This is a genomic window from Petrotoga sp. 9PWA.NaAc.5.4, assembly GCF_002895485.1.
Classification (GTDB): Bacteria; Thermotogota; Thermotogae; order Petrotogales; family Petrotogaceae; genus AZRK01.
In genome coordinates, this window is record NZ_AZRK01000001.1 from 1 (window position 1) to 25,767 (window position 25,767).

Here is a 25,767-nt window from a genome sequence, read left to right on the forward strand (position 1 = left end):
CAATAACAGGGGGTCAGGCCGATATATATCTGAAAGAAAAACGTTTATGAAGAAACTGTACAACATTTTTAAGGTTGGAAATTACAGAGATTTTGAATTTGCGCGAGTAAACAGTATGATAAAAGCATTTGATCTCAAAGTGAATATTGATGAAAAAAACAAAGCAATTATCTTAGATAACCAAACAAACATAAAAGATCTTTTAAATATTTTTAATGAACTTTACTATGTTTCAGAACTTTCAAATATAAGAATGCGTGTAAACGAAGCGAATGTAGTTAAGGGAAGTTAACATGTGAAACACCCTACGTAAAAAAAGAGACGTTTTATACGTCTCTTTTTTGAATTTGAATAGAAAAGATTATTGAAGAAGCCTTAGTACGTTTTGTGGAATGGTGTTAGATTGTGCAAGCATTGCGTTTGAAGTTTGCATTAAGATCTGTTGCTTTGTAAATTCCATCATTTCCTTTGCCATATCTGCATCTCTAATTCTTGATTCAGCAGCCGCTAAATTTTCTGATGAGACTTGAAGGTTTCTTATAGTATGTTCTAATCTATTTTGCATCGCTCCAAGATTCGATCTCTCATTAGAAACAAAGTTTATTGCACTATCAATCTTAGATATAGCTGCATCAGCTGCTTCTTGAGTTGATACATCTATACCTTTTGTTATTCGTGTATCATTTTCGAACACTGTTTTTGTAGCAAACATCAAGTTTCCTTCTGAATCATAGTATCCTACCTCATAACCTGCTTCTTCAAAAGATTTCCAATTATTAAGATCATCTACGTCAAAGGGTGAGTCTGTTTTCCATAATAGTGCGTCGTCGTAATAATATCCGGCGTCTTGAGTAGCTTCTATAACTTGCCAACTTCCTATTTCTAAATTAACTGCAATCTCATCTAAATCAAGTGGATTAGTTGATTTTAACAATATTTCACCATTATTATCATAATATCCAATATCGTCCGATAATTCTTTAAAACTTGCATAGTAGTTATTACTACCTTTTTCTAATAAAATATTGAGTTCTTGACCTTCTGGAATTTCGATATCAGAAGGAAAAATCAATGCATCTTCTAAGTAATATCCACTGGGATTTTCTCCATTTGCTTCTTTCCAAACAGGTATTTTGGTATCTCCTTCTAATTCTAAAACGTAAATCTTTTCCCCATTTGTAATTGGACTTCCCGGCGAATATACAGAAGTAGAAAGACTTGTATCATAATATGCATTATTATCATTATCCCAAACAGCAACTGTCTTTGTTATCCCTTTATCAGTATCTTCTAAGGCAAATATAATTGAATTATTTAAAGATTCATCACTCTTATATACAAGATTCCCATTCGTATCATAATATCCAGTGTTTGCACCATTTACATTTTGCCAAATTGCAAAGGAATCTCCGTTCTTTTCTAAGAAAGAAAACGAACCACCTTCACGTATTTGTACGCTTGGCAAAGTTGTTAAACCATCTAAAGATATATATTGGTTACCAACCCAAATAGCTGATACCTCATCACTTTCATTTTTTAATGCCCACACAGTAGTAGAAGAAGGATACATTGATTCTGTGCGAAAAACAAGATTTCCATCATAGTAATATCCATTCCTATTTGAAACGTTTTGAAAAACACCTACAAGTTTTCCGCCGTCTTCTAAAGCATAAACTTGACTTCCTAAACTTAAACTACCTTTATATACTAAATTGTTTTTATTATCATAATATCCATAATATCCACCATTTTCTGAAATTGCTACAGTTTTAGATGAACCATTATCAGTATCTTCTAAAGCATAAACTTCCCCCGTAGACAAAGCTAAAGCAGAATTGTATATTACAGTATTTCCACTAAGGCTAAGGTAAGCTTTAGCAGTGCTATTGTATTGAGCTATAGTTGTTGATCCCTTAACAAAAAAACTACCGGTAGCATTATTTACTACAGAGTAAGTAACAACTGTATATTGATCTGCTACTAAAGTTACCCCACTAAATGTATTAACTTCATAAGAAACTGCCTTATAAACATCAGAATTATATGTTTTAGCAACATATGTAGATCCTCCTATATTTATCTCACTACCAATACTTAGTGTTTGATTAATTCTAGTTATTAACGTTCCATCCGTGGTCACGTAACCCTTATCATACCAAGTAGCAATTACATTACTATTAGAATCTTTAAGTACATAGTTATTGCCAACAGTTGAAGCTGTTAAAGGACCATTTATACTTGTAATTAGATTGCCTTCACTGTCAAAATATCCTTCTTGAATTACTTGCTGTGCATCCTTCCACACTGCAACTTCTTCACCTTGATAAACTAATGTGTTTCCATTAATAGTATATTGCCCGTTTGCCCCAAAAATTAAATTGCCATTTTTGTCAAAATAACCGCCTTCATACCAAACCGCTTTTACATTTCCGTTTTTATCCCTTAATACAGAATGTCCATTAATAGTAGTAGCGGTGTATTCTGTCCCTATTTGTAATGCACTTGCTTTCATATTAGCAATATTTAACTCAACATTTTGACCTTCGTTAGCTCCAATATGAAACTTTGCTGAAAAACTTCCTTTTAGTAAATCAATAGCGTTAAATTGAGTCGTTTCAGCTATTCTTGTAATTTCTGCAGCTAATTGATCTATTTCTTTTTGAATGGCATCTCTATCCACATCTACGTTCGTGTCGTTTGCAGATTGTACTGCAAGCTCTCTCATCCTTTGAAGTATCGAATGTGTCTCTGTTAGTGCACCCTCTGCAGTTTGTATCAAAGATATTGCATCTTGTGCATTTTTAACTGCCATGTTTAAACCACTTATTTGAGCTCGCATTTTTTCAGACATAGAAAGTCCTGCTGCATCATCACCTGCTCTATTGATGCGTAACCCAGTTGAAAGCTTTTCGAGTGTTTTCCCCATAGAAGTGTTCACATTATCAAGTGAACGCCAGGCTTTTAATGCATTAATATTTTGGTTAATTCTCATACTTTTACCTCCTTGAAAATTTTTGTATACTCACTTTAGAAATTCTAAACTTCACATTTTATAAATATTTATTTCAACGTTTAACTTTTTACAAAATACCTCCCCACTTCTAATCCTTACTAATTTCTAATTTTTTTAACTTTTTCGCTACATGTAGCGAAAGAGAGGGGGGAGGGCTCCGCCCTAAAGCTGTTTAAAAGTCAAAAACTGTTTGTTTTTAAGTAAAATATTAAATCAAAACCAAAAAAAAGCTTCAATAATTGACTCAACTTTCAAAGTATGGAAAATCGTTTTCAATATATTATTCTTGGGTTACTTACCCGATTCCTAAAATTTTTGTTGAAAATTCTAAAATTTCATAAGCTTACTCTGAAAATAATATGAAAATTTCTGCTATGTGAGAAAATTTTGGATAATTTTTTAGTATAATTAATAATATATCTCAGAGTTTGAAAAATGTAAAAAAAGTGCCTGCTGTCGTAAAATTTCTACTTTTTATGTTAATTATGATATAATTTTAGGTTGGGAGGCGTCGATATGTCAAACAACCGTTTTAGTGAAAATATTGTTATGCCTGTGTGTTTGGTCACAGTTAAAAGTAACGGCTTTGTCAATTCTATGACAGTAGCATGGTCTACTCCTTTATCTTCTAATCCTCCTTTATTTGGTTTTGCTATACGCAAAAGTCGTTTTACATACGACATGATCATGAAAGAAAAGGAGTTTAGTGTTTCTTTTTTATCATATGAAAAGGCAGAATTGGCTGTAAAATTTGGAAGAATATCAGGAAGAGAAGGAGATAAAGTTTCTATTTCAGGAGTTAATTTAAAAGAATCCGAATTCATAAAATCTCCTTACATAGATGAAGGATATTTTTCTATGGAATGCGTTTTAGAAAGCTATTTTGAAGTGGGAGATCATGATTTCATTGTGGGGAAGGTGATAAACACTCACAAAAAAGCGAATTTGAAAGATGCAGATCCTATTGTTTATTTGGGCAAGGATACTTTTAGTTCGATTGATTTGACGAAAATTCAACCGTTTGATACTAAAAGTATCGTTGAGGCGGTTAGACAAGCTTTGAATAGAGGTGGAAAAGATGATTAAAAAACAAAGTTCGGATTCTGTCATTTTGGATATAATAGAACCTTCTATCGCTTTCCCTCAAATAAGATTAGAAAAAGGTCAAACATTAGGAATTTACACAGAAAATCCGATAGTTTTAACTTCTAACTTTTTTAGGTTGATATCAGAACCAGAAAAATATGCGAAAAAGGTTATGGTTAATGGAATAATAGCCAATGGAACAAATTGGGTAGGAAGGGTTTTTACGCATATTGTAGTACCTGGAATTTGGGAAGATAGCATTTGTAATATACTGAAGAATAAACCCAAACGTAGGCATTTAATATTTATAGGTGCAAATAGTAACGAAATCAGATACGAAGAACTTGCAAACATTTCAAGATTCGTAACTGATTACAAAAAGGATGGAAGCATTTTTGTAATTACTGATTCTAAAGAATTGTTGGAAGCTACTGTTGAAAAGGTCATAGATGAAAAAGGGCTTGAATTAACTATGAAACAAGGGGACTTTTTTGAAAGGTTATCCGATAAAACAGAAGTTTCGGAATTAAGCAACATTATTTCAAATATAGAAGACTTGAGGTATAAAAAATGGAAACTTGCAGATAATTCTCAAAAATAATTTCGAGAGATTTTTAAGGCGGGGCTAAGGGTGACTAAAAATACAAAAAGATTTTTGTTTTCTTCAATAGTCTTTATTTTAATTCTTTGGGGTATGCAAAGAATGAGTTTTTATCTTTTAAAAATAGAACCTTTTTATTTTTTAAGCAATATACACATTGAAAACAAAAGATTAAAGCAAACTGATATATTTCCAGAAAATGCTCTTGCGGTTATAAAGCCTCAGAAAGATAAAATTGAAGTTTACTTATCAAAAGAATTAGAAGATTTAGATATTATACAAAACGATCTTTATGCAGTAGGTTATGAATTATCAAAGATGATGGGAAATTATGTTCCACTGAGTTTTTTTATTACAGATTATTTAAGAATGCCTAAATCATATTATTTCGTAAGAAATATTTTTTATGTAATATATTTTATATGGTTTATTCTATTAGGTTTAATATATAAACCATTTTCTTTTAATAAATTACTTTTATTAAAGTTTGGATATAACAAAGAAGTAGTTGTAAATATGGCAATATTTTTCTTATTTTTCTTTTCAATTTTTCTTATTTTTTATTTTCACACATATAATTTTGAAAGTTTTTTTAGTTTCGGGATACTAACTTTTAGTGGAATAATTTTAACAAACACCTTTAGGAATAAATTTCTAAAGCTTTTAATTATAGTTTTATTAGGTATTAGCTTTTTTTCCAATATTATTTTAAGTTATTCAGCTATAATATTATTAATTTCTATTATTATATGGGGACTTTTCGGTTGGAAGAATTGGATTAATCCATTCATCCAAAAATAAAATATACTTATACTGGGTTCAGATCAGAACTCTCAATCAGTCTTAGGAGGTATTTTTTGTGAACTATAATTTGAATAAAGAGGAAATACTTTTAGCTCTAAGAGAAGAACTAAGTGATATTAACGATATTCAAAACCTTCAAAATCTAAAATCTAAGTACCTCGGCAAAAATGGATTAACTAAAAGTTTGATGAAAAACTTGAAAAATCTTGATGATCAAGCTAAAAGAGAGTATGGTAAGGTCATTAACGAGTTAAAAAACGAAATTGAAGATATCTTTGAGAATAAATTAGCAGAATTGAAAAAAGCTGAATTAGAAGAAAAAGAGAAAGAAAATTGGGTCGATGTTACAATTCCAGGAGCAATTAGAAAAATTGGAAAAGAAAGTTTTATCACAAAAACAATTAGGGAGATAGAAGAAATTTTCATAGGTATGGGCTTTTCGATAGCGGAAGGACCTGAAATAGAAGATGCATGGTATAACTTTGACGCTCTCAATACTCCTAAATGGCATCCTGCAAGAGAAATGCAGGATACTTTTTATATAACAACTGACCAACAAAAGCTTCTACGTACCCATACTTCTCCCGTCCAAATAAGAACCATGCTAAAAAGCACACCCCCTTTAGCAATAATTTCACCGGGAAGGGTATATAGAAAAGATGAATTAGATGCCACTCATTCTCCTGTTTTTCATCAAGTGGAAGGTTTGTATGTAGATAAAACCGTTTCTGTTTCACATTTAAAGATGTATCTTGAAACAATGGCAAAAAAACTTTTTGGTAACAAAGTATCAATACTTTTAAGGCCGAGTTATTTTCCTTTTACAGAACCAAGTTTTGAAGTTGACATAAGTTGTATCTTTTGTGGAGGTAAAGGCTGTAACATATGTAAAAATTCTGGATGGATAGAGATATTAGGGGCAGGATTAGTTCATCCCAATGTATTAAAAAGTGTAAACTATGATCCTGAAATATGGCAAGGTTTTGCCTTTGGAATGGGAGTTGAAAGGGTTGCGTTGTTAAAATACAATGTTCCAGAAATGAGGGAGTTCTATAAAAATGATGTAAGGTTTATAGAAAGTTGGTAATAAGAGGAATAATATACAGATAAACTTTTTAGAAAAGAAAGGTTTTGTTAAAATAAGTTTTTGAATTTAAAGTGGACTCAGAAAGAAGTTAATCCCGTTCTTTCAGGAGAATTATCAACTAAGTTAAACAAATAGATAGTTGATAAAAATTAACACAGTGAAGATACTTTTGAAAAAAATAAAACTAAAATATTGATAAAAACTAATTTTTAAAGTAAATATAGGCTAATAAATCACAGGAGGTAAGAATGAAGGTATCCATTGAATGGTTAACAGATTACATAAATATCACAAAAAATACAGAGGAATTAATTAATGAGTTAAAACTTCATACTACCGATGTTGAAAGCTACTCTAAAGTAGGAAAAAATCTTTCAAATGTTGTTGTTGGTAAAATAAAAGATGTAAAACCTCATAAAAATTCTGATAATTTAGTTGTTTGCGAAATTGACGTAGGTAATTCAATAAAAAAGATTGTTACAGGTGATCTTACAGTTAAAGCAGAAGAAAAAGTTCCTGTTGCTTTACCTGGTGCAATTTTAGTGAACAACGTTAAAATAGAAACTAGAGATTTTAAAGGAATTGTTTCTGAAGGTATGATGTGTTCTTTGAAAGAACTAGGAATATCTGAAGACGCTGATAAGATTTACAGAATAATCGATGATGTTGAAGCAGGAGTGGACTTTTTAAAATACTTTAACTTAGCAGATGAAATTTTAGAAATCGATATACTCCCCAATAGGCCTGATTTGCTTTCTTATTTAGGCATAGCTAAGGAACTAGAAGCTATAGGATGTGGAGAAAATTTTACACTCTTTGATTATACTCAAATACAAAAAGGTGAAGGGTTTCCAGTTACGATTGAATATGATAAATGTAAAAGATATATGGCAACTGTTATGAAAAATATAAAAGTTGGCCCTTCTCCATTGTGGCTTGTAAAAAGGTTAGGCAGAGCTGGAATAAGGAGTATTAACAATATCGTTGATATAACAAATTATGTTATGCTTGAAACAGGGCATCCAATTCACGCATTCGATTTAGACCTCATAGGCAACCAAATAGTTGTTAGAAAAGCAAATAATGGTGAAAAAGTCTTACTTTTGGATGAAAAAGAATATACTTTGCGCGGAGATGAGACTCTCATCACAGATGGTAGAAACATAATAGCCCTTGGAGGAATAATGGGCGGAGAATTAAGTGGAATAAATGAACATACAACGTCAGTTTTGTTAGAAGTAGCTTATTTTGATCCTGTAAACATTAGAAAATCTTCAAGTTACCATAAAATAAGCTCTGATTCTTCTTATAGATTTGAACGTGGTGTTGACCCAAACGATTCTGAAATCGTCATGGGAAGGTTAATAAAACTCATAACTGAATTAGCAACGGGAAAAGTAGATGGTTTTACAACGGATGTATATCCAAATACTATTGAAAAAAAGCGTATTTTATTGAGAAAGAATTATTTGAATAGCAGATTAGGCAAAGTAATTGAAAAATCTGATGTGGAAAAAATTTTTAACAAATTAGACTTTACTTTTGTAAACCAAAATGAAAATTGGTTAGTATCAATTCCTACGAAAAGGCCGGATATCATCGACGAAATAGATATTGTTGAGGAAGTTGGAAGAGTTTATGGATATTCAAAGATTCCTTCATATTTTCCTTCTATATCAGGTTTAACAGGAACTAAAGGAGAATTTGTTGCTTTTAAAGATAGAGTTACAGATATAATGTTAGCAAATGGTTTTCATGAAGCTAAAACTTTTCCTTTGAACAATATAAAACGTATGTGGATGGAAGATGATGTAGAATTAAAAGTAGTGAACCCATTATCATCCGAATATGAATACATTACTCCTAAGTTAGTATATGGGCTGTTGGAAGCAACTTCTTTTAACTACAGAAATCAAAACAGAGATATAAAATTATTTGAAATAGACAAGGTTTTTTTAAAAGACGACAGTAGTGAAACAGGAGCAAAAGAGTTCACAAATTTAGCATTTATTGCAACAGGCAGGGAAAACGAATATGACTTTACCGACAAGCGTGAAATTTCGTTCTACACTTTAAAAGGTAACTTAGAGAATGTTTTTAAGGAATGGAGTTTGAATGTAGATTTTCTTAGATCTTCTCAAATAGGTTTGATGAAGTCTCAAAGTGCTGAGTTGTTTTTAAATGATCTAAAAATTGGTTTTTTAGGATTGTTGGATCCTCAGACTGCTGATAGTTTTTATGAAATAAAGTCCCCAGTTTATATATGTGAGATAAACCTCGATACCTTGTTTGCAAATCGAAAAGATGTTAGCAAAAAGATTAGAAATTTTGATTTCCCCGCAATAAAGAGGGAGTATGCTTTTGTTGTACCTATATCAGTGGAATTCAAAGAAATTCAAAAAGTTATAGAAGATGGTAGCAATATAATCGAAGAATTTCAAATATTCGATGTTTATAAAGGTAAAAATTTACCAAAAGACAAAATAAGTATAACTGTAAGTATCGTGTACAGATCTGAGCATAAAACGTTAAAAGATGAGGAAGTTAACGAAGTTGAAAAAAATATTCTCAACAAATTGCAAAAACTAAATGTAAAACTTAGAGAAAGATAATTAAAACTATAAAAATTAAAACGAAAGGATGAAAAAACTTGCGAAGAAATCTAACAAGTATTTTGATAATTATAAACGTGATCATTTTTCTGCTTATGTTTTTAATAGGTGGACTTAGAGCGTTCTCAGATCCAAGATTGTATATACTATTTGGTGCACAGATAGGCAATTTGATAAAAATGGGAGAATGGTTTAGACTTGTAACATCAATGTTTGTTCATGGAGGACTTTTCCATATATTTTTTAATATGATCGCTCTGTTCTATGTCGGTAATTTGGTTGAGAGAGCATATGGCCCTGAAAGATTTATTACTATATATATGTTTTCAGGAATTTTTGGAAACATATTAACTCATATGTTTATGCCCACCGCTATTTCTGTTGGAGCATCAGGAGCTATTTTTGGTTTAATCGGCCTTTTGTTTGGAGCTGGCTTTAGACACGATACACCTACGATTTTAAGACCAGTTACAGGTACAGCCCTTCTACCAATTATTTTGATAAATGTTATCTGGGGGTTTTTACCAGGAGCGAACATAAACAACTTTGCACATTTAGGTGGATTAGCTATGGGATTTACATTTGGTTGGTTGACACCTATAAGATATACAAAAAGAAGTTATAATATTTGGAGAATACTTTATTATATAACCTTAGGGATATTAGTAGCAAGCTTTATTCTGCTTTTAGTATTTGATTTTAGTTTTTATTTGTTTTAAAGTGAAATAAGCATAAGGAATTACAATATAGAGGTGATACTTTTGTCTTTGACTATTGAAGAACTATTTGGTAAAAACACTATAGAGAGTAGCCTAAATAAAATATTAAAAAGTGACAAAGAAATAAATTCTGTTTTAAGGATTGAAAAAGTTGAGGGGAATAGAGATGGAAAATATTACGGTGTTCCTTTCCTTGTTAAAGATAATATTTTAATCAAAGGTACTAAAACAACAAACGCTTCAAAAATGCTTGAAAATTACGATTCTCCATACACAGCAACCGCTGTTGAAAAGTTATTGAAAGCTGGTTTTAGCGTTATTGGAAAAACAAATATGGACGAGTTTGCTATGGGAAACACTAATGAAAAATCAGCTTTTGGGCCTGTAAAAAATCCAAGAGATATTTCCAGAGTACCCGGTGGAAGCAGTGGAGGATCTGCTGCAGCAGTAGCCGCAGGATACGTACCTTTTTCCTTAGGTTCGGATACTGGAGGCTCAGTTAGACAGCCAGCTTCTTTTTGTGGAGTTGTTGGATTTAAACCCTCATACGGTATGATTTCAAGGTACGGTTTAACCGCATTTTCTTCGTCTTTAGACCAAATTGGTGTATTTGCAAATAATGTAAAAGATGTTGCTTTGGTAACGGAAATCATGAAAGGCAAAGATATTAAAGATTCTACTACTATTAAGCATAACGTAAATTTGACTGAAAATTTGGAATTTGATCTTTCCAAGGCAAAAGTATGCATTCCAAAAATTGTTTACAATGAGCATATTGGTGAAGATATAAAAGAAAAGTTCGAACTATCTATAAAGTTTCTAAAAGACAAAAGAGCCAAAGTTGATGTAATAGATCTTCCTGAATTAGAATATTCGGTTGCTGTTTATTACATAGTTGCTCCATCTGAAGCTTCATCCAATCTTGCAAGATTTGATGGCATTAGGTATGGTTTAAGAAAAGAGGCCCCTGGCTTAAGCGAAATGTACAGATCAACTCGCGAATCCGGATTTGGCATCGAAGTGAAGAGAAGAATAATGATGGGTACTTTCAATCTTTCATCAGCTTATTATGATCAATATTTTGCAAAGGCAGCTAAAGTCAGAAAATTAATGAGTGAAAAATTATATAAAGTATTAAACGATTACGATGTTATAGTTACTCCAACATCTCCTGTACTACCTCCAAAATTGGGTGAAAGATTAAGCCCTCTTGAATATTATCTTATGGACATATTTACAATCCCCGCAAATCTTTCAGGTCTACCAGGAATAAGCATACCTTTTGGAAATATAAATAATTTACCTTTTGGAGTTCATTTTATGGGACAAAAAATGAAAGACGAAGCACTTTTAAGTTTTTCAAATACCTTCTTTGAAAAAGCTTCCAAGGAGTTGAACATTAATGTATAAAACAATAATAGGGCTTGAAATACACGCCCAACTTTTGACAAAAACCAAAGCCTTTTGTTCATGTAGTGCTGAAAATTTTGAATTTGAACCAAATACAAACATATGTCCCATTTGTACAGGTCAACCAGGGACTTTGCCTGTATTAAATGAAGAAGTTGTGAAGCTTGCAATAAAAGCCGGTTTAATTCTCAATGGATCAGTTAATAAATATTCTCGCTTTGATAGAAAGAATTATTTTTATCCTGATTTACCAAAAAATTATCAGATCACTCAATACTTTCATCCCATAGTTACAAATGGATACATCAAAATTGGAGATAAAAAAGTCAGGATAAGAAGGGCTCATTTGGAAGAAGACACCGCTAAAATGCTCCATGAAGGTGATCAAATTTCAACGGCTCAAGAAAGTCTCATAGATTTTAATCGCTCAGGAATCCCTTTGTTAGAGATAGTTACAGAACCTGATATTGAGACTCCATTTCAGACAAGACAGTTCATGGAAAAACTGAGAGACCTTTTAAGATATGCGGAAATATCCACAGGAGATATGGAAAAGGGTGCTTTAAGATGTGATGCTAATATTTCTATTCTCGATGAAAATACTGGAAAAATAAGTAAAAGAGTGGAAATAAAAAATATCAATTCTTTTAAATTTGTAGAAAAAGCTTTAGAATACGAAAAAGAAAGATTAATAAAAAGTTTAGAAACGGAAGAAGAATTAATTCAAGAAACAAGAGGATGGGATTCCGTAAAAAAAGAGACCTTTTCTATGAGAACAAAAGAAGAGGAAATGGATTATCGTTATTTTCCAGAACCTGATTTACTTCCTTTAATTTTAACAGATGAGTTTATAGATACTGTAAAAAAGACTATTCCTGAAATGCCCGATGAAAAAATGAAAAGATTTGTCACTCAGTACAATATCCCTGAATACGATGCAGGAATTCTTTCCTCGAGTAAAGAATTAGCAGACTATTTTGAAAAATGTGTAGAAAAGGTTAAAGACGCTAAGTTTGTAAGTAATTTGATAATGACAGATTTGTTAAGAGCAATGAAAGAAAACGAAGATAACATAGAAAATGTTAAGATTAAACCAGAATTTTTCAGTGATTTTAAAGAGCTTTTAGATTCAGGTAAGATATCGACAAAAATCATGAAAGAAATATTTCCAGAAGTGTATAAAACAGGTAAAAGTCCAAAAGAAATTATAAAAGAAAAAGGGTTAGAACAAATTGATGATGAAGCTGAATTGAGAAATATCGTAGAACAAGTTATAAGGGAAAACCCAGATAGCGTTGAAAAGTATAAAAGTGGAAAAACCAAACTTTTAGGTTTTTTTGTTGGAGAAGTTATGAAAAGAACTAAAGGAAAAGCAAATCCTCAAAAAACCAATCAAATTTTGAAGGAGTTTTTAGATTAGAAAATAAGCTTTTGAATTTATAACGGGTTCAGGGCGGAGCCCTCTCCCCCTCGGTACAAGTACCGAAAGGCTAAAGGAATTAAATGTGGACTTTAGAAATGATAATTTTCTAAAAAATAAGCTTTTGAATTTATAACGGGTCCAGGGCGGAGCCCTCTCTCCCCTCTCTCGGTACAAGTACCGAAGAAGTTAAAAAAATAGAGAATTGGTCAAGATTAGAATTGTGGAGGCATTTTATAAAGAGTTAAACGTTGAAATATTTATAAAATGTGAATTTTAGTATTTCTAAAGACAGTAAATTAATGAAATTTAGGAGGATTTACTTTGAAAAAGTTAATTATCTTTTTCTTTGTTTTATTTTCCATAGTTTCTTTTTCATATATAAGCTATGAACCAATTAAACCAGACATTGATAGTAAAGGTATAAGTATCTCAGCATTCACATCTAATTTTGACGGTGTAGGTATTGGATTAAGCTATTATGATTACAATTCACTTTTTATAGAAAATACGATTTTTAACAGAACAATTCGACTTAAAACTGGCGAATCTCTTTTTAAAGCTTTTATAAATATCCCAATATATAACGAAAAAATTTCCTTAGGATATGAGTATAAAATTGAAAATCAGCTCTTTGGTATTGTAAATATAAAAAGCTTGCAAAGAATTGAAGCTCAACAAAAAAACTATAGTATTCACAATTTAAGTTTAGCAGAGTTCAATATTCCAACATATGCGTTAGGTAACCTGATATTTTTGAAATTAAATGATTTTAATTATTTTAAACTAACTTCTTTACTTTACAGACCTTTACAAATTCCTATTTCTATTGGTTATTCCACCGGTTTTCACATAGATATCCCTTTAGTTAATTTTGACAATTATTATTTGGATTCTTTAGATATTGGAATATCGTATATAGAAGAAAACTTTTATCCTAACATAACTTTTTCTTTTCCTGTAAATATTTTTAAACAAAATTTACACATTGGTGCAAGATTTGCTGTTGGTCAAGATATCTTTTATGAATTCTATGTGTTTAACAAAAATTTACAATTTCCTTTGTTAGTTACTTTTAATAACAAGGGAGGTGGAATATTTATTGAATTCTAATGAAATAGCAATATACATACACATACCCTTTTGTAAACGAAGATGCCTCTACTGCGATTATGTTTCAACAACAAACACAAAACTTAAAGATATCTATTTTGACGCTTTAAAAAAAGAGCTCACCTTACGAAGTAATGAATTAAAAGACAAAAAGGTTAAAACAGTATATTTGGGTGGAGGTACTCCTTCATATGTTGAATCATATTATATAGAAGATATATTTCATATTTTGAAAGATAATTACAATCTATCGGAATTAGAAGAATTTACGATAGAGGTAAATCCCGAAAGCATAAATGAATTTAAGCTAAGAACATATAAATCCATGGGAATAAACAGAATTTCTGTGGGATTTCAAAGTGCTTCTGACAACATATTGAAAAACGTTGGTAGGTTACATACTTTTGAAGAAGGGGTAAAAGCTTATAATCTTATTAGCTCTTTTTTCGAGAACGTCAATATAGATTTTATACTCGGCTTACCAGGTGAAAATAAAAACACAGTAGAAAAAACTCTTGAATACATTGGAAAATTGAAGCCTCCTCACATTTCTTATTATTTATTTGATCCCTCACATGAAACCCCTTTAAAAAATTTATGTGAGAATGGAAAAATGCATCTTCCTGATTGTGACCTTCTTTCAGATTTATTGGATTTTATCTATCAAAAATTAGAAAAAATAGGTTACAATAGATATGAGATATCAAGTTGGTCTCAAGATAACAAAGAATCTCTTCATAACGAATTTTATTGGAAAAACCTAAATTATATTGGCTTTGGGCTTTCAGCTGGAGGCCATCTAAATAGATTCAGGTACGTAAATACCTGTGATATTGAGGTTTATGTACAAGCTCTAACTTCAGATAATTTTGCATATGAGTTTACCTATAACAATAACGAATACCAAGAACTAACAGAAACTTTATTTATGGGTTTGAGATTACTTGAAGGCTTGAGTTATGAGTCCTTATTAGATAGATTTGAAAAACCAATTTTAGATGAATTTATAAACAAGATATTAAAAAATCTTCCAGGGTATATAACATATGAAGATGGAGCTATAAAGCTTACAAAGAAAGGTTTAGATTTTTCACGATATGTTTTTGAGGAATTGATTGCATTAGAATAAATAGAACCTTTAGAAATGAGAAATTTTCTAAAAACAAAGTTTGATTTTTAAACGGATTCAGAACGGAGCCCTCTTCCCTCTCTTTAGTTACACGCATCAAAAAAGTTAAAGAAATTCATGTTTTATAAGTATTAGAGTTGGAGAAGTATTTTTGGAAAAATTCGAATCTAAAATACTGTTAAAATTAAGCTTTAGAATTTTTTAAGCGAATATAAAATAAACAGTAGGAGGTGCCTTTTTGGATAAAAGAGAGGAAGTTGAAATTTACCTAAATAATAAAGGTAGTTTAAAAAATATTCCTAATAAAACACGTGAAGACTGGGATCAATATTTTATGGAAGTTGCTGAACTTGTAAGTCAAAGGTCAACTTGTGTCCATAGGAAAGTAGGTGCAATAATCGTTAAAGAAAAAAGAATTTTGGCTACAGGTTACAATCAACCTCCATCTGGTTTTCCACATTGTAATGTAATAGGATGCATAAGAGACGATTTAAATATTAAAAGTGGAGAACATCAAGAAATTTGTTATGGACTTCATGCAGAACAAAACGCATTAATGCAAGCTGCAAAATTTGGTATAAATACAAGCGACTCAATTATATATGTTACCCATCAACCGTGTTCTGTATGTGCAAGATTAATAATCAATGCTGGAATAAAAAAGGTGCTCTTTAAAAAAGAATATCCAGATGCTTTAACAAAACTTTTTTTTGAAACATGCGGCATAGAAATAAAAGTTATTAAATAATAACTAAAAATTAGAAAGGTGGTTGAAATGCCTTCTGAAAAGTATTTTAACTATTTGAGAAAAGATAGGATGACAACTGTATGGTGCCCAGGATGCGGCAATGGAATAATTATGAAAAATTTTATAGAAGCTGCTCACAATTTACAATTAGACAAGAATAAAGTCGCAGTGATATCCGGAATAGGTTGTTCTTCAAGAGTTACAGGCTACCTTGATTTTAATACCATGCATACGTTACATGGTAGAGCCGTTGCCTTTGCAACAGGAGTAAAACTTGCAAAACCCGAGTTTGAAGTAGTAGTTATGGGAGGAGACGGAGATATACTCGCAATAGGCGGGAATCATTTTATCCATGCATGTAGGAGAAATATGGATTTAACTGTAATAATCTTCAACAACTCAATATATGGAATGACAGGCGGCCAATATTCACCTACTACTCCAGAAGATAGTTACGCATCAACTTCTCCTTATGGAAACTTAGAAGAAAATTTTAATCCGGTAGAGTTGGCAATAACTTCAGGAGCAACTTATGTAGCAAGATCCACTGTTTATCATTATATGTTAACTACCAAGTTTATAGAAAATGCTATAAAACATACAGGTATGGCGGTTGTGGAAGTAGTAACTAATTGTCACACATATTTTGGAAGATATAACAGAATGCCTCAGCCTTCGGAAATGTTGCAATATTTTAAAGACAACTCCATTATGGTTCATAAAGCAAAAAATATGAATGAGGAAGAGTTGAAAGGCAAAATCGTCATAGGTGAATTTTTAAACGTCGAAAAAGAAGGATACGTGGATAAATATAACAAAATGAAAAAGCAGTTTTCAACAGGGGAGGCATCAAGATGAACTTCTCACCCTTAAATCCAATTTCAATAAGAATTAGTGGAGAAGCAGGTCAAGGAAACATTTTGATGGGTATTATCTTATCAAAAGCTTTGATAGAAGAAGGATATTGGGTTGTTCAGACTCAACATTATGGAGCACAAGTAAGAGGCGGATTATCCTATTGTGATGTTCTTTTTAACAATGAACCGATAGACTACCCAGAATCAAAAAATTTTAATATATTGTACTTAATGCATAATCTTGGTATACCACATATTTCTACTTTAAAAAGAAACGGCATATTGTTTTATGATGGGAAATTTGTTGATAATATCCCTTCATATATTGAAAGAATAACTAAAAAAATCATCAGAGTTCCAGCTTCTGAAGTTGCTGCAGAAGAATTGCTGAATATGAACGTCGCTAATATGGTTGGACTGGGAGTGCTTTGTGCTGTCACTCAAATAGTCCCTTTAGAAACACTTTTAAAAATAGTTAAAGAAAATGTTTCAAAAAATTACGTAGAAATCGATGAAAAAGCAGTGAAAAAAGGTTACACGTTGATTGAAAAAAAATATTTGTTGAAATTAAATGAAAGGACTCAAAAATTAGGGAAGGGTTATGAATAATAATAGGACTAATTACAAATCAGAAAACAATCTTAAAAGTTTAAAGAATAGCTTTAATTATGCTTTTAAAGGAATTTTTGAGATTTATAAAACTCAAAGAAACTTTAGAATTCAAAGTTTAGTTGGTTTAATAGTTATGATTGTTGCTTTTTTTGCAAATCTAACAGAAATTGAATTTATCTTTATAATTTTATCCGTATTTCTTGTTCTAATTATGGAAAGTATAAACACAGTCTTTGAAAAACTTTTAGATTTCCTTCATCCTTTTTATAGTTCCTCAGTAAAGTTAATAAAAGATATTTCAGCAGCTGCTGTGCTTATAACTTCGATATTTGCAGTTGCTATAGGAATAACAATATTTGGTAGAGCTTTTTTCAATTTGCCTCCAAAATACGGTATAATAATAGCAGGTATATTTTTGTTGGTTCTCAATATTGTCGGAGCTATTAAAAAACCCTCTGATAAAAATTTATAATAAGGACTTTAAAAATGTGAATTTTCTAAAAATACGTTTTTGAATTTATAACGGATCCAGGGTGGAACTCTCTCCTTTTCCCTTGGTATACGTACCAAAGAAGTTAAAAAAATACAGAATTTGTCAAAATTATAATTGTAAATATATTTCATAAAGAGTTAAACACTAAAATACTTATAAAATGTGATTTTTAGAATTTCTAAATTGAGTAAATAAATTTGTAAACACAGGAGGAGCTATTAGTGGATCCAATAAAGGTTTTAATAGTAGATGACTCGCCATTTATGAGAATGGTTTTAAAAGATATAATTGATCAGCAACCAGATATGAAGGTTATCGCAATAGCTAAAGATGGCGAAGAAGCTGTTGAAAAGGTTTTATCTTTAAAACCAGATGTTATAACATTAGACATAGAGATGCCCAGAAAAAATGGGCTTGAAGCATTAACAGAAATCATGCAAAAATTCCCGACAAGAGTTATTATGGTAAGTAGTTTGACCTCCAAAGATGCAGATATAACAATAGAATGCTTGGAGAAAGGTGCTTTTGATTTTATACAGAAACCTGCAGGAAGTACATCGTGGACTTTTAGAGATGTTCAAGATGAATTGTTAAAAAAAATTAGAGAAAGTATAAATGTTCCAATTGAAAAACTTAAAGCTTTACATTTTTTGGAACGTCAAAAAATTAAAAAAAGAACTAATTTTAACATAATAGGCCAAAAAATTGTTTTGATTGCTAGTTCTACAGGAGGTCCAAGATCATTAGATACCATCATCACACAACTTCCGGAAAATTTGAATGTACCTGTTATAATAGTTCAACACATGCCACCAGGTTTCACAAAATCCTTGGCTGATAGACTCGATAAGATATCTAATTTAAAGGTTAAAGAAGCAGAAGATGGAGAATTACTTCAAAGAAATGTTGTATATGTTGCGCCTGGAGATTATCATTTGGGATTAAAACAAGATGCTCATAAAATAAAACTTTTTTTAGACAAAAGTGAAAAGATCAATAATGTTAGACCTTCAGCAGATTTTACTTTTGATTTAGCCTCAGAAATATTTAAAGAAAATACTTTAGCTGCTATTTTAACAGGAATGGGTAGAGATGGAGCAAAAGGGGCATTTAAAGTCAAACATTATGGAGGAAAGGTAATAGCTGAATCAAAAGAAACATGTGTTGTTTATGGGATGCCTAAAATTGTAGTGGAAGAAGGATATGCAGACTTTGTTCTTCCTAATTATCAAATACCTTCCAAAATAGTCGAACTTTTATCTAAAAACTCAGGAGGAGAAAGCAGTGAATATAAAAGTAAGTGATTTTCTAAAAATTTTTTTATGTTTCTTTTTTGTAATGTTTTCTATTTTAAGTTTTTCAAAAAGTGTCTATTTTCAATGGCGGGAAATTGATTCAAAATATGTAATAACAGAAGGGGATAACACTTACATTAATCTTGATATTATCGCTCAAAAAAGTGGCAAAAGTTTAGAGGTTTATAATTCTACCCTTATATACATAAAAGATAGCAAATGGAATGTTTTTATTTTTCCACAAAGCAGTTTGGCAATCATAAACAGTAGTGAATCTTTACATTTTGATCCAACAGACTTAAAAATTGTAGACGGAAAGGTATATTTAACTCCAGAATTATTAGCAAAGGTTATGAACCTTGAATTGATTTCTAACCCAACATCCGTATATTTAAACATACCTTTAGCTAAAGTTTTATCTATAAAAACGATAATACAAAAAACTGATGCAAGAATTATTATAGAACTTTCATCTTCTGCTGAAGAAGTTGGAGTATATCCTCTTGTAAATAGATCTGGCTACTTAATAAAGATTAAAGGCGCTGAAGTACCAGATACTTATTATTATGAAGAATACAACAATAAAATTAACCATATAAAAGCTTATCATTATTCTCCGACGGAGGTATGGGTTCAAATAAAGTTAAATAACTCTGCCGATGTGAATGAAATAATAGAAGAAGACAGAATAATATTAGACCTTTCATTTGAAGAAAATGTCGCCTTACCTGTTTTAGTTTTAGATCCTGGCCATGGAGGTATAGATTCTGGAGCTGTAGGACCCAATAAAGTATTTGAAAAAGATATAACCTTAGCTGTAGCTAAAAAGGTTCAAGAATTGTTACAACCCTATAGCATTAATGTTTACCTTACACGAACAACAGATATCTATGTAGATCTATACGATAGGGCAATGTTTTCAAACGAAAAAGGAGCTGATCTATTTATAAGTATACATATGAACGACTTCCCAAGTGATAAAACAGTATCGGGTTCAGAAGTTTATTATTTTGATTTTTCTGAGAATGCTTATGCAAGAAGAATAGCTTATCGAGAAAACTTAGACATGAGTAAGGATAAAAGTCTTATAGAAACTTGGGTAAAAGATAAAGAAAACACATTAGATGAAAGTGAAAACTTTGCAAAGATGCTGGGAAATTATATTGGAGGTAATGGAATCAAATTCAGGGGAATACATAAAGGTGAGTTTGCGGTTTTAGCATACACTAAAAGCCCCGCTATATTATTTGAAATGGAATTTATAAGTAATCCTGAAGTCGAAGCGAAATTTAAAACAGGTGAGTACGTTGATAAGTTTGCGGAAATGATTAAAAATGCCGTGATTGATTACTTTGATTTAAAATGAGAAAAAGCTCAGAAACTAAAAATAAAATTTCTAATTTATAATGTATTACAGATGCTTATAAAATATAGATTGGAGCCTTTAAAAATGAAGATTTTCTGAAAATAAGTTTTTGAATTAAAGTGAGTTCAGGGGGGAGCCCTCTCCCCTCTCCTTCGGTATAAGTACCGAAAAGTTAAAAAAATTCATAGTTAGTAAGAATTAAATAGACATTTTAGAAATAGAGATTTTTGAAAAATAAGCTTTTGAACTTAAAGTGGGTTCAGGGCGGAGCCCTCTCCCCTCTCCTTCGGTACAAGTACAGAATAAGTTAAAGAAATAGAGAACAGATCAAAATTAGAATTGTGGAGATATTTTTATAAAAAGTTAAACGCTAAAATATTGATAAAATATGAATTTCATAATTTCTAAAGTGAGTAAATATACATAAAAGGGAGGCTTCCATTCGTGTGGGAAGATCTAAAAGCAAGTGATACAGAAGTCTATGATATACTTCAAAAAGAATTAAAAAGGCAAGAATTTGGTTTAGAATTAATAGCCTCTGAGAATTATGCTTCAAAATCCGTTATGCAAGCTGCAGGTAGCATATTTACTAACAAATACGCTGAAGGGTATCCAAAAAGGAGATATTATGGAGGCTGTGAATTTATAGACGAAGTTGAAACTTTAGCAAGAGAAAGAGTGAAGGCTCTTTTTAATGCTGAATTTGCCAATGTCCAGCCGCATTCAGGTTCACAAGCCAATATGGGAGTATATTTTGCTTTAATGAAACCAGGAGATACTTTAATGGGAATGTCATTAAGTCATGGTGGACATCTTACACATGGTGCTCCTGTAAATTTTTCTGGAATGCTATATAACGTAGTTTCTTATGGAGTTAATGAAGAAACTGAAGTCATAGATTATGACCAAGTTGAGAAATTAGCAGTCGAAACAAAACCAAAGGTGATTGTTGCAGGGGGTAGCGCTTATTCAAGAATTATAGATTTTAAAAGGTTTAGAGAAATTGCTGATAAAGTTGGTGCATATTTAGTAGTTGATATGGCTCATTTTGCGGGATTAGTTGCCGCAGGTATTCATCCAAATCCTTTAGAATATGCTCATGTAGTCACTTCAACCACTCACAAAACATTAAGAGGCCCCAGAGGGGGAATAATATTAACCAACGATAAAGAATTGTACAAAGAAATCAATAAGATTATTTTCCCAGGTATTCAAGGAGGACCTTTAGAACATATAATCGCTGCAAAAGCAGTTGCTTTCAAAGAAGCTATGAAAAAAGAGTTCAAAGAATATCAAAAACAAGTTGTCAAAAATGCTCAAAAATTCTCTTTAGAACTTTCAAAGAAAAATTTTAGAATAGTGTCTGGTGGAACTGATACTCATTTGTTTTTAGTAGATTTGACTCAATTGAATGTAACGGGAAAGGCTCTTGAAAAAGCTCTTGAAGAATGTAATATAACTGTCAACAAAAATACCGTTCCCAAAGAAAAATTATCCCCTTTTGTGACAAGCGGAATAAGAATAGGAACTCCTGCAGTTACTACGCGTGGAATGAAAGAAGAGGAAATGATTGAAATAGCTGAGTTGATAGCAAAAGTTGCTAATAACGTTCAAGACGAAGAGGGAACTATAGATAAAGATTTAGCTCAAGAAATAAAAAAAGACGTTATAAATCTCTGTCAACGTTTTCCAATGTACTTTGATCTTTTATAAAATTCTTTTGAAAATATTATATTTTGATTATTTAGTAATATTAATGTTGGGGTACATCTAATTTCAGTTTTTCTTTATGTTCATTTGAGTATTTCAAATTGTAATATACTAATTTTTAAGGGGGTAAATCTTTTGACAGCATTAGAAGTCAAAAACCTTGTAAAAAATTATGGGAGTTTTGAAGCTGTGAAAAATATCTCTTTTGAAGTTAAAGAGAGAGAAATTTTTGGATTAATAGGCCCAAACGGTGCAGGGAAAACAACGACTTTAAGAACAATTGCTACTCTCATTCAAATCACTTTTGGAAGTATAAAAGTATATAATTACGATGTGAAAAAAGATAGCGAAAATGTACGAAGAATTATTAGCTATCTTCCTGAAGATGCCGGGGCATACAGAAATTTAAGAGGAAAAGAATATTTAGAGTTCATAGCTAAATTTTTTACAAAGAAAAATGCTGACTTTAAAAAAATGGTTGAAAAAGGAATACAAATTGCCAAACTCGGGGATAAAATAAACGATAAAATTGAAACATACAGTAAAGGTATGATTAGAAAGTTACTTATAGGAAGAACCATGATGACTGAGCCAAAGTTAGCTATATTAGATGAACCTTCTTCGGGTCTCGATGTTATAAATGCAAGAGAAATTAGAAACATGATTAAAGAAAGTGTGAAAATCGGTGGTGCTGTTTTGCTATCATCTCATAATATGCTGGAAGTTGAATACATGTGTGACAGAGTCGCATTGATAAACAAAGGAACCATCATCGAAATAGGAACTCCAGATGAGTTAAAGACGAAATACCACGCACAAAACATTGAGGATGTTTTCATGGAAGTGGTAAAATGATGTTTTTTAATATGTTTAAAAAAGAACTTAAAGAAGTTCTAACAATAGGATCTATAATTTCTGTTGCAGCGATGGCATTTGTTTTTGCGATGATAGGTCAAAGTATTGGTAGCGTAGAAGAAAGAGTTGAAAGTAAACCTGTAATTGGAATAATAAATCACGATGATGGAACTTTTGGTGTGTTAACTTCTCGTATACTAAATCAAGCTTCCCAAGTTGTTTACAATGGTACTGATTTAGAAGCAGGTCTTCAAGAAGTTGTGAATAATAAAGGTGTTGCGTTAATAGAGATACCTTCAAATTTTACACAAACTATCTATAACAATAAGCCTGGTCAGTTAAATATTAATTGGGTTCTTCAAGGTACCGGAGCTTTTGATGGTATTTCTTCAAGTGTTCTGGATTCAATTTTATCAGCTGTAGAAAAAGAGATCACAAAAATTTTAATAACTAATAACGTCAATTTAGAACCCAGTTTAATACTAAACCCTATAACTACTAGTCAAAGCACATTTTTAAGAGAAATAGAATTTGAAGGAGCGACTCCAAACCAAATAATAAACACTTTCAGTGGACAATCTTACCTCATGCCCATTCTTATTATGATGATAATAACAACAGCTGGTTCTTCTATAATCTCCTCTATGGGATTAGAAAAAGAGAATAAAACTCTTGAAACATTGTTAACTCTCCCTGTTAAAAGAAACTATATAATTTTGGGAAAGATAACAGCAAGCGCTGTAAGCGGTTTAATCCTATCTGCAATATACATGGTTGGTATGATTTATTACATGCAAGCATTCACTTTCTCTGGAATAGATTTAAGCACATATGGCTTGGGTTTGAGCATCCAAGATTATGTCTTTATCGGGCTTTCTTTATTTATGGCACTTTTAGCAGGGCTTTCGCTGTGTATAGTTTTGGGAACTTTTGCAAAAGATTATAAAAGTGCTCAGACTTGGGTATTTCCAATTACTATGTTAGCATTATTTCCAATGTTGATGACAATGTTTGTGGATTTTTCAACTATGCCCAAGATACTTCAAATAATTATTTATATAATTCCATTTTCACATCCAATGATGGCAATGAAATCTTTGATGTTAAATGAATATACCTTCGTTATTTCTGGCATCATATATTCAGCTGTTTTTGCTGGTATTATGATAGCAATTGGTGTATGGATTTTCAATACTGATAGATTGTTAGTTGGAAAAACAAAAGCTAAAGCAAATAAAACGACAAATTAGAATTGATTACAAGTACTGATTTTCTACAGAGATGTCTTATTCGAGTCTTCAAAGTAAAATTTAGAAGCTATTTTTATAAAATTAAACTTGAAATATTTATAAAGCTTAGATTTTAGAATTTCTAAAGTAATTAAATACAGGGACTTTAGAAATAGAGTTTTTTGAAAACAAGCTGTTGATCTAACAATGGGTTCAAGGCGGAGCCCTCTCCCTTTTCCTTGGCTACAAGTACTGAAAAAGGTCAAAGAATTAAATTGAAACTTTAGAAATGAGAGTTTTTTAATAATAATCTTTTGAATTTAGAGTGGGTCCAGGGCGGAGCCCTCTCCCCTTTCCTTAGATACAAGTACCAAAAAGTTAAAAAATTCATGGTTAGTAAGAATTAGATAGACATTTTAGAAATAGAGATTTTTGAAAACAAGCTTTTGATCTAACAATGGGTTCAAGGCGGAGCTTTCTCACCTATCCTTTGGTACAAGTACCGAAAAGTTAAAAAAATTCATAGTTAGTAAGAATTATAGTTATGAAAATATTTTATAAAGAGTTAAACGTTACACTATTTATAAAATGTGAATTTTAGAATTTCTAAAGACCGTAAAATAAAATAAAAAAGGAGGCTAACATTCTATTGATAAAAACAATAAATTTAACTAAAAAATTTAAAGATTTTACAGCCGTCGATGAAATCAATTTAGATATAAAACCTGGAGAAATATATGGATTTTTGGGACCAAATGGTGCAGGGAAAACTACAACTATCAGAATGCTTACAGGTACCCTAAGACCCACATCTGGCCAAGTATTTATTTTAGACAAAGATTATAAGAACTATGAAATAGAAATAAAAAGAGAAATAGGTGTTGTTCCGGACGAGCCTAAAATGTACGAAAATTTGAAAGGGCAAGAATATATCGAATTTATTATGAACGTATATAAAGTCGATACAAATGAAGTTAACAAAAGATTCAATGAAATTTGTGAAGCTTTTGAACTAGATTATTTGTCTGATTATATCGGTGATTATTCTCATGGTATGAAACAAAAATTGATGGTAGCATCCGTTCTAATGAGAAAACCAAAGGTAATATTTTTAGATGAACCTACGGTTGGATTAGACGCTAGATCCGCAAGAATATTGAAAGAACTTCTACAAAAGTATAAAAATGAAGGTTCATGTATATTTTTTACAACACATATTCTTGAAATAGCAGAAAAAATGTGTGATAGAATAGGCATAATTAATCATGGCAAGCTTCTTGTGGAAGGAACAATGGAAGAATTAAGGAGTTTTTCCAAAGCTGGAAACAAAAGTTTGGAAGATATATTCTTGGAACTAACTGGTGGAAACGAAGTTCAGGATATTATAAAAGAACTATAATTTAAAGAGAACTAAAGAAAATTTTATATAAACACTTTTATTCACTCTTAATTGCAAATAAATGACTGAGGTCAGATTTGCAATTTTTTTATTTTATTGGTATACTTTGTGTAGATATGTTTGAAAACGTTTGCAAGAAAAATGTTACATTAGAAGGTTTTTGGCTTTTAGCTATGATAACGTTTGCAAGAAAAATTTAACAAGGTGGT

At 31.1% G+C, this 25,767-nt stretch carries 22 protein-coding genes and 2 pseudogenes; 22 read left to right on the top strand and 2 right to left on the bottom strand.

All coding sequences use genetic code 11. The features are described 5' to 3' along the window. The coding region (locus X924_RS00005; protein WP_121956896.1) for a Kiwa anti-phage protein KwaB-like domain-containing protein at positions 1-292 on the top strand (292 nt) is incomplete at its 5' end. A 69-nt stretch (positions 293-361) separates the two neighbouring features. On the opposite strand, the pseudogene X924_RS10430 reads toward X924_RS00005, so the two are convergent. Together X924_RS10430 and X924_RS10435 are read right to left on the bottom strand one after the other, a co-directional pair. Then, a pseudogene (locus X924_RS10430) lies at positions 362-670 on the bottom strand (flagellin); the annotation flags it as partial. Positions 671-2,635: 1,965 nt separating this feature from the next. After that, positions 2,636-2,992: pseudogene (locus X924_RS10435) on the bottom strand (flagellin); the annotation flags it as partial. A gap of 537 nt (positions 2,993-3,529) precedes the next feature. Between X924_RS10435 and X924_RS00020 the strand changes: the two are divergent. The 21 genes from X924_RS00020 to X924_RS10360 all read left to right on the top strand — a co-directional run bounded on the left by X924_RS00020 (position 3,530) and on the right by X924_RS10360 (position 25,758). Beyond that, positions 3,530-4,099, top strand: coding sequence for a flavin reductase family protein (locus X924_RS00020; protein ID WP_121956897.1), 570 nt, complete (start codon positions 3,530-3,532; stop codon positions 4,097-4,099). Next, on the top strand, positions 4,092-4,700 hold the full coding sequence (locus tag X924_RS00025; protein WP_121956898.1) for a hypothetical protein: 609 nt from the start codon (positions 4,092-4,094) through the stop codon (positions 4,698-4,700). The genes X924_RS00020 and X924_RS00025 overlap by 8 nt, the downstream gene beginning before the upstream one ends. A 30-nt stretch (positions 4,701-4,730) precedes the next feature. Next, positions 4,731-5,501 carry a hypothetical protein gene (locus X924_RS00030; RefSeq protein WP_121956899.1) on the top strand — a complete coding sequence of 257 codons (771 nt, stop codon included), beginning with the start codon at positions 4,731-4,733 and terminating at the stop codon, positions 5,499-5,501. A 58-nt stretch (positions 5,502-5,559) separates the two neighbouring features. Then, a complete protein-coding gene (gene pheS, locus X924_RS00035) occupies positions 5,560-6,591 on the top strand; it encodes a phenylalanine--tRNA ligase subunit alpha (protein ID WP_121956900.1) in 1,032 nt (343 codons plus the stop codon). Between the two features lie 248 nt (positions 6,592-6,839). Beyond that, the gene (pheT, locus tag X924_RS00040) at positions 6,840-9,203 is read left to right on the top strand and encodes a phenylalanine--tRNA ligase subunit beta (RefSeq protein WP_121956901.1); all 2,364 of its coding nucleotides are present in this window, start codon (positions 6,840-6,842) and stop codon (positions 9,201-9,203) included. Positions 9,204-9,241: 38 nt separating this feature from the next. Next, complete coding sequence (locus tag X924_RS00045) at positions 9,242-9,922, top strand: rhomboid family intramembrane serine protease (protein ID WP_121956902.1); 681 nt, start codon at positions 9,242-9,244, stop codon at positions 9,920-9,922. Between the two features lie 33 nt (positions 9,923-9,955). Continuing rightward, on the top strand, positions 9,956-11,332 hold the full coding sequence (gene gatA / locus X924_RS00050; RefSeq protein WP_369825991.1) for an Asp-tRNA(Asn)/Glu-tRNA(Gln) amidotransferase subunit GatA: 1,377 nt from the start codon (positions 9,956-9,958) through the stop codon (positions 11,330-11,332). After that, complete coding sequence (gatB, locus tag X924_RS00055) at positions 11,325-12,752, top strand: Asp-tRNA(Asn)/Glu-tRNA(Gln) amidotransferase subunit GatB (RefSeq protein WP_121956903.1); 1,428 nt, start codon at positions 11,325-11,327, stop codon at positions 12,750-12,752. The genes gatA and gatB overlap by 8 nt, the downstream gene beginning before the upstream one ends. A gap of 324 nt (positions 12,753-13,076) precedes the next feature. Continuing rightward, positions 13,077-13,865, top strand: coding sequence for a hypothetical protein (locus tag X924_RS00060; protein ID WP_121956904.1), 789 nt, complete (start codon positions 13,077-13,079; stop codon positions 13,863-13,865). Next, a complete protein-coding gene (hemW, locus tag X924_RS00065; RefSeq protein ID WP_158245258.1) occupies positions 13,855-14,994 on the top strand; it encodes a radical SAM family heme chaperone HemW in 1,140 nt (379 codons plus the stop codon). The genes X924_RS00060 and hemW overlap by 11 nt, the downstream gene beginning before the upstream one ends. 238 nt (positions 14,995-15,232) lie before the next feature. After that, the gene (locus X924_RS00070; RefSeq protein ID WP_121956906.1) at positions 15,233-15,742 is read left to right on the top strand and encodes a dCMP deaminase family protein; all 510 of its coding nucleotides are present in this window, start codon (positions 15,233-15,235) and stop codon (positions 15,740-15,742) included. A 27-nt stretch (positions 15,743-15,769) separates the two neighbouring features. Continuing rightward, a complete protein-coding gene (locus X924_RS00075; protein WP_121956907.1) occupies positions 15,770-16,600 on the top strand; it encodes a 2-oxoacid:ferredoxin oxidoreductase subunit beta in 831 nt (276 codons plus the stop codon). Continuing rightward, the gene (locus X924_RS00080; protein ID WP_121956908.1) at positions 16,597-17,208 is read left to right on the top strand and encodes a 2-oxoacid:acceptor oxidoreductase family protein; all 612 of its coding nucleotides are present in this window, start codon (positions 16,597-16,599) and stop codon (positions 17,206-17,208) included. The genes X924_RS00075 and X924_RS00080 overlap by 4 nt, the downstream gene beginning before the upstream one ends. Continuing rightward, entirely contained in the window at positions 17,201-17,683 is a 483-nt protein-coding gene (locus X924_RS00085) for a diacylglycerol kinase family protein (protein WP_121956909.1), read from the top strand. The genes X924_RS00080 and X924_RS00085 overlap by 8 nt, the downstream gene beginning before the upstream one ends. 284 nt (positions 17,684-17,967) lie before the next feature. Next, on the top strand, positions 17,968-19,008 hold the full coding sequence (locus tag X924_RS00090; protein WP_369825997.1) for a chemotaxis response regulator protein-glutamate methylesterase: 1,041 nt from the start codon (positions 17,968-17,970) through the stop codon (positions 19,006-19,008). Next, the gene (locus X924_RS00095) at positions 18,989-20,365 is read left to right on the top strand and encodes an N-acetylmuramoyl-L-alanine amidase (RefSeq protein WP_121956911.1); all 1,377 of its coding nucleotides are present in this window, start codon (positions 18,989-18,991) and stop codon (positions 20,363-20,365) included. The genes X924_RS00090 and X924_RS00095 overlap by 20 nt, the downstream gene beginning before the upstream one ends. Before the next feature lie 444 nt (positions 20,366-20,809). Next, positions 20,810-22,078: a serine hydroxymethyltransferase gene (gene glyA, locus X924_RS00100; protein ID WP_121956912.1), complete on the top strand. Its 1,269-nt coding sequence runs from the start codon at positions 20,810-20,812 to the stop codon at positions 22,076-22,078. A 132-nt stretch (positions 22,079-22,210) separates the two neighbouring features. Continuing rightward, positions 22,211-22,930, top strand: coding sequence for an ABC transporter ATP-binding protein (locus X924_RS00105; RefSeq protein WP_121956913.1), 720 nt, complete (start codon positions 22,211-22,213; stop codon positions 22,928-22,930). After that, positions 22,927-24,180: an ABC transporter permease gene (locus X924_RS00110; protein ID WP_121956914.1), complete on the top strand. Its 1,254-nt coding sequence runs from the start codon at positions 22,927-22,929 to the stop codon at positions 24,178-24,180. Before X924_RS00105 ends, X924_RS00110 begins: the two co-directional genes overlap by 4 nt. Positions 24,181-24,808: 628 nt before the next feature. Beyond that, entirely contained in the window at positions 24,809-25,558 is a 750-nt protein-coding gene (locus tag X924_RS00115; RefSeq protein ID WP_121956915.1) for an ABC transporter ATP-binding protein, read from the top strand. A gap of 77 nt (positions 25,559-25,635) precedes the next feature. After that, entirely contained in the window at positions 25,636-25,758 is a 123-nt protein-coding gene (locus X924_RS10360; protein ID WP_255397983.1) for a hypothetical protein, read from the top strand. The last annotated feature ends 9 nt before the right edge of the window (positions 25,759-25,767 follow it).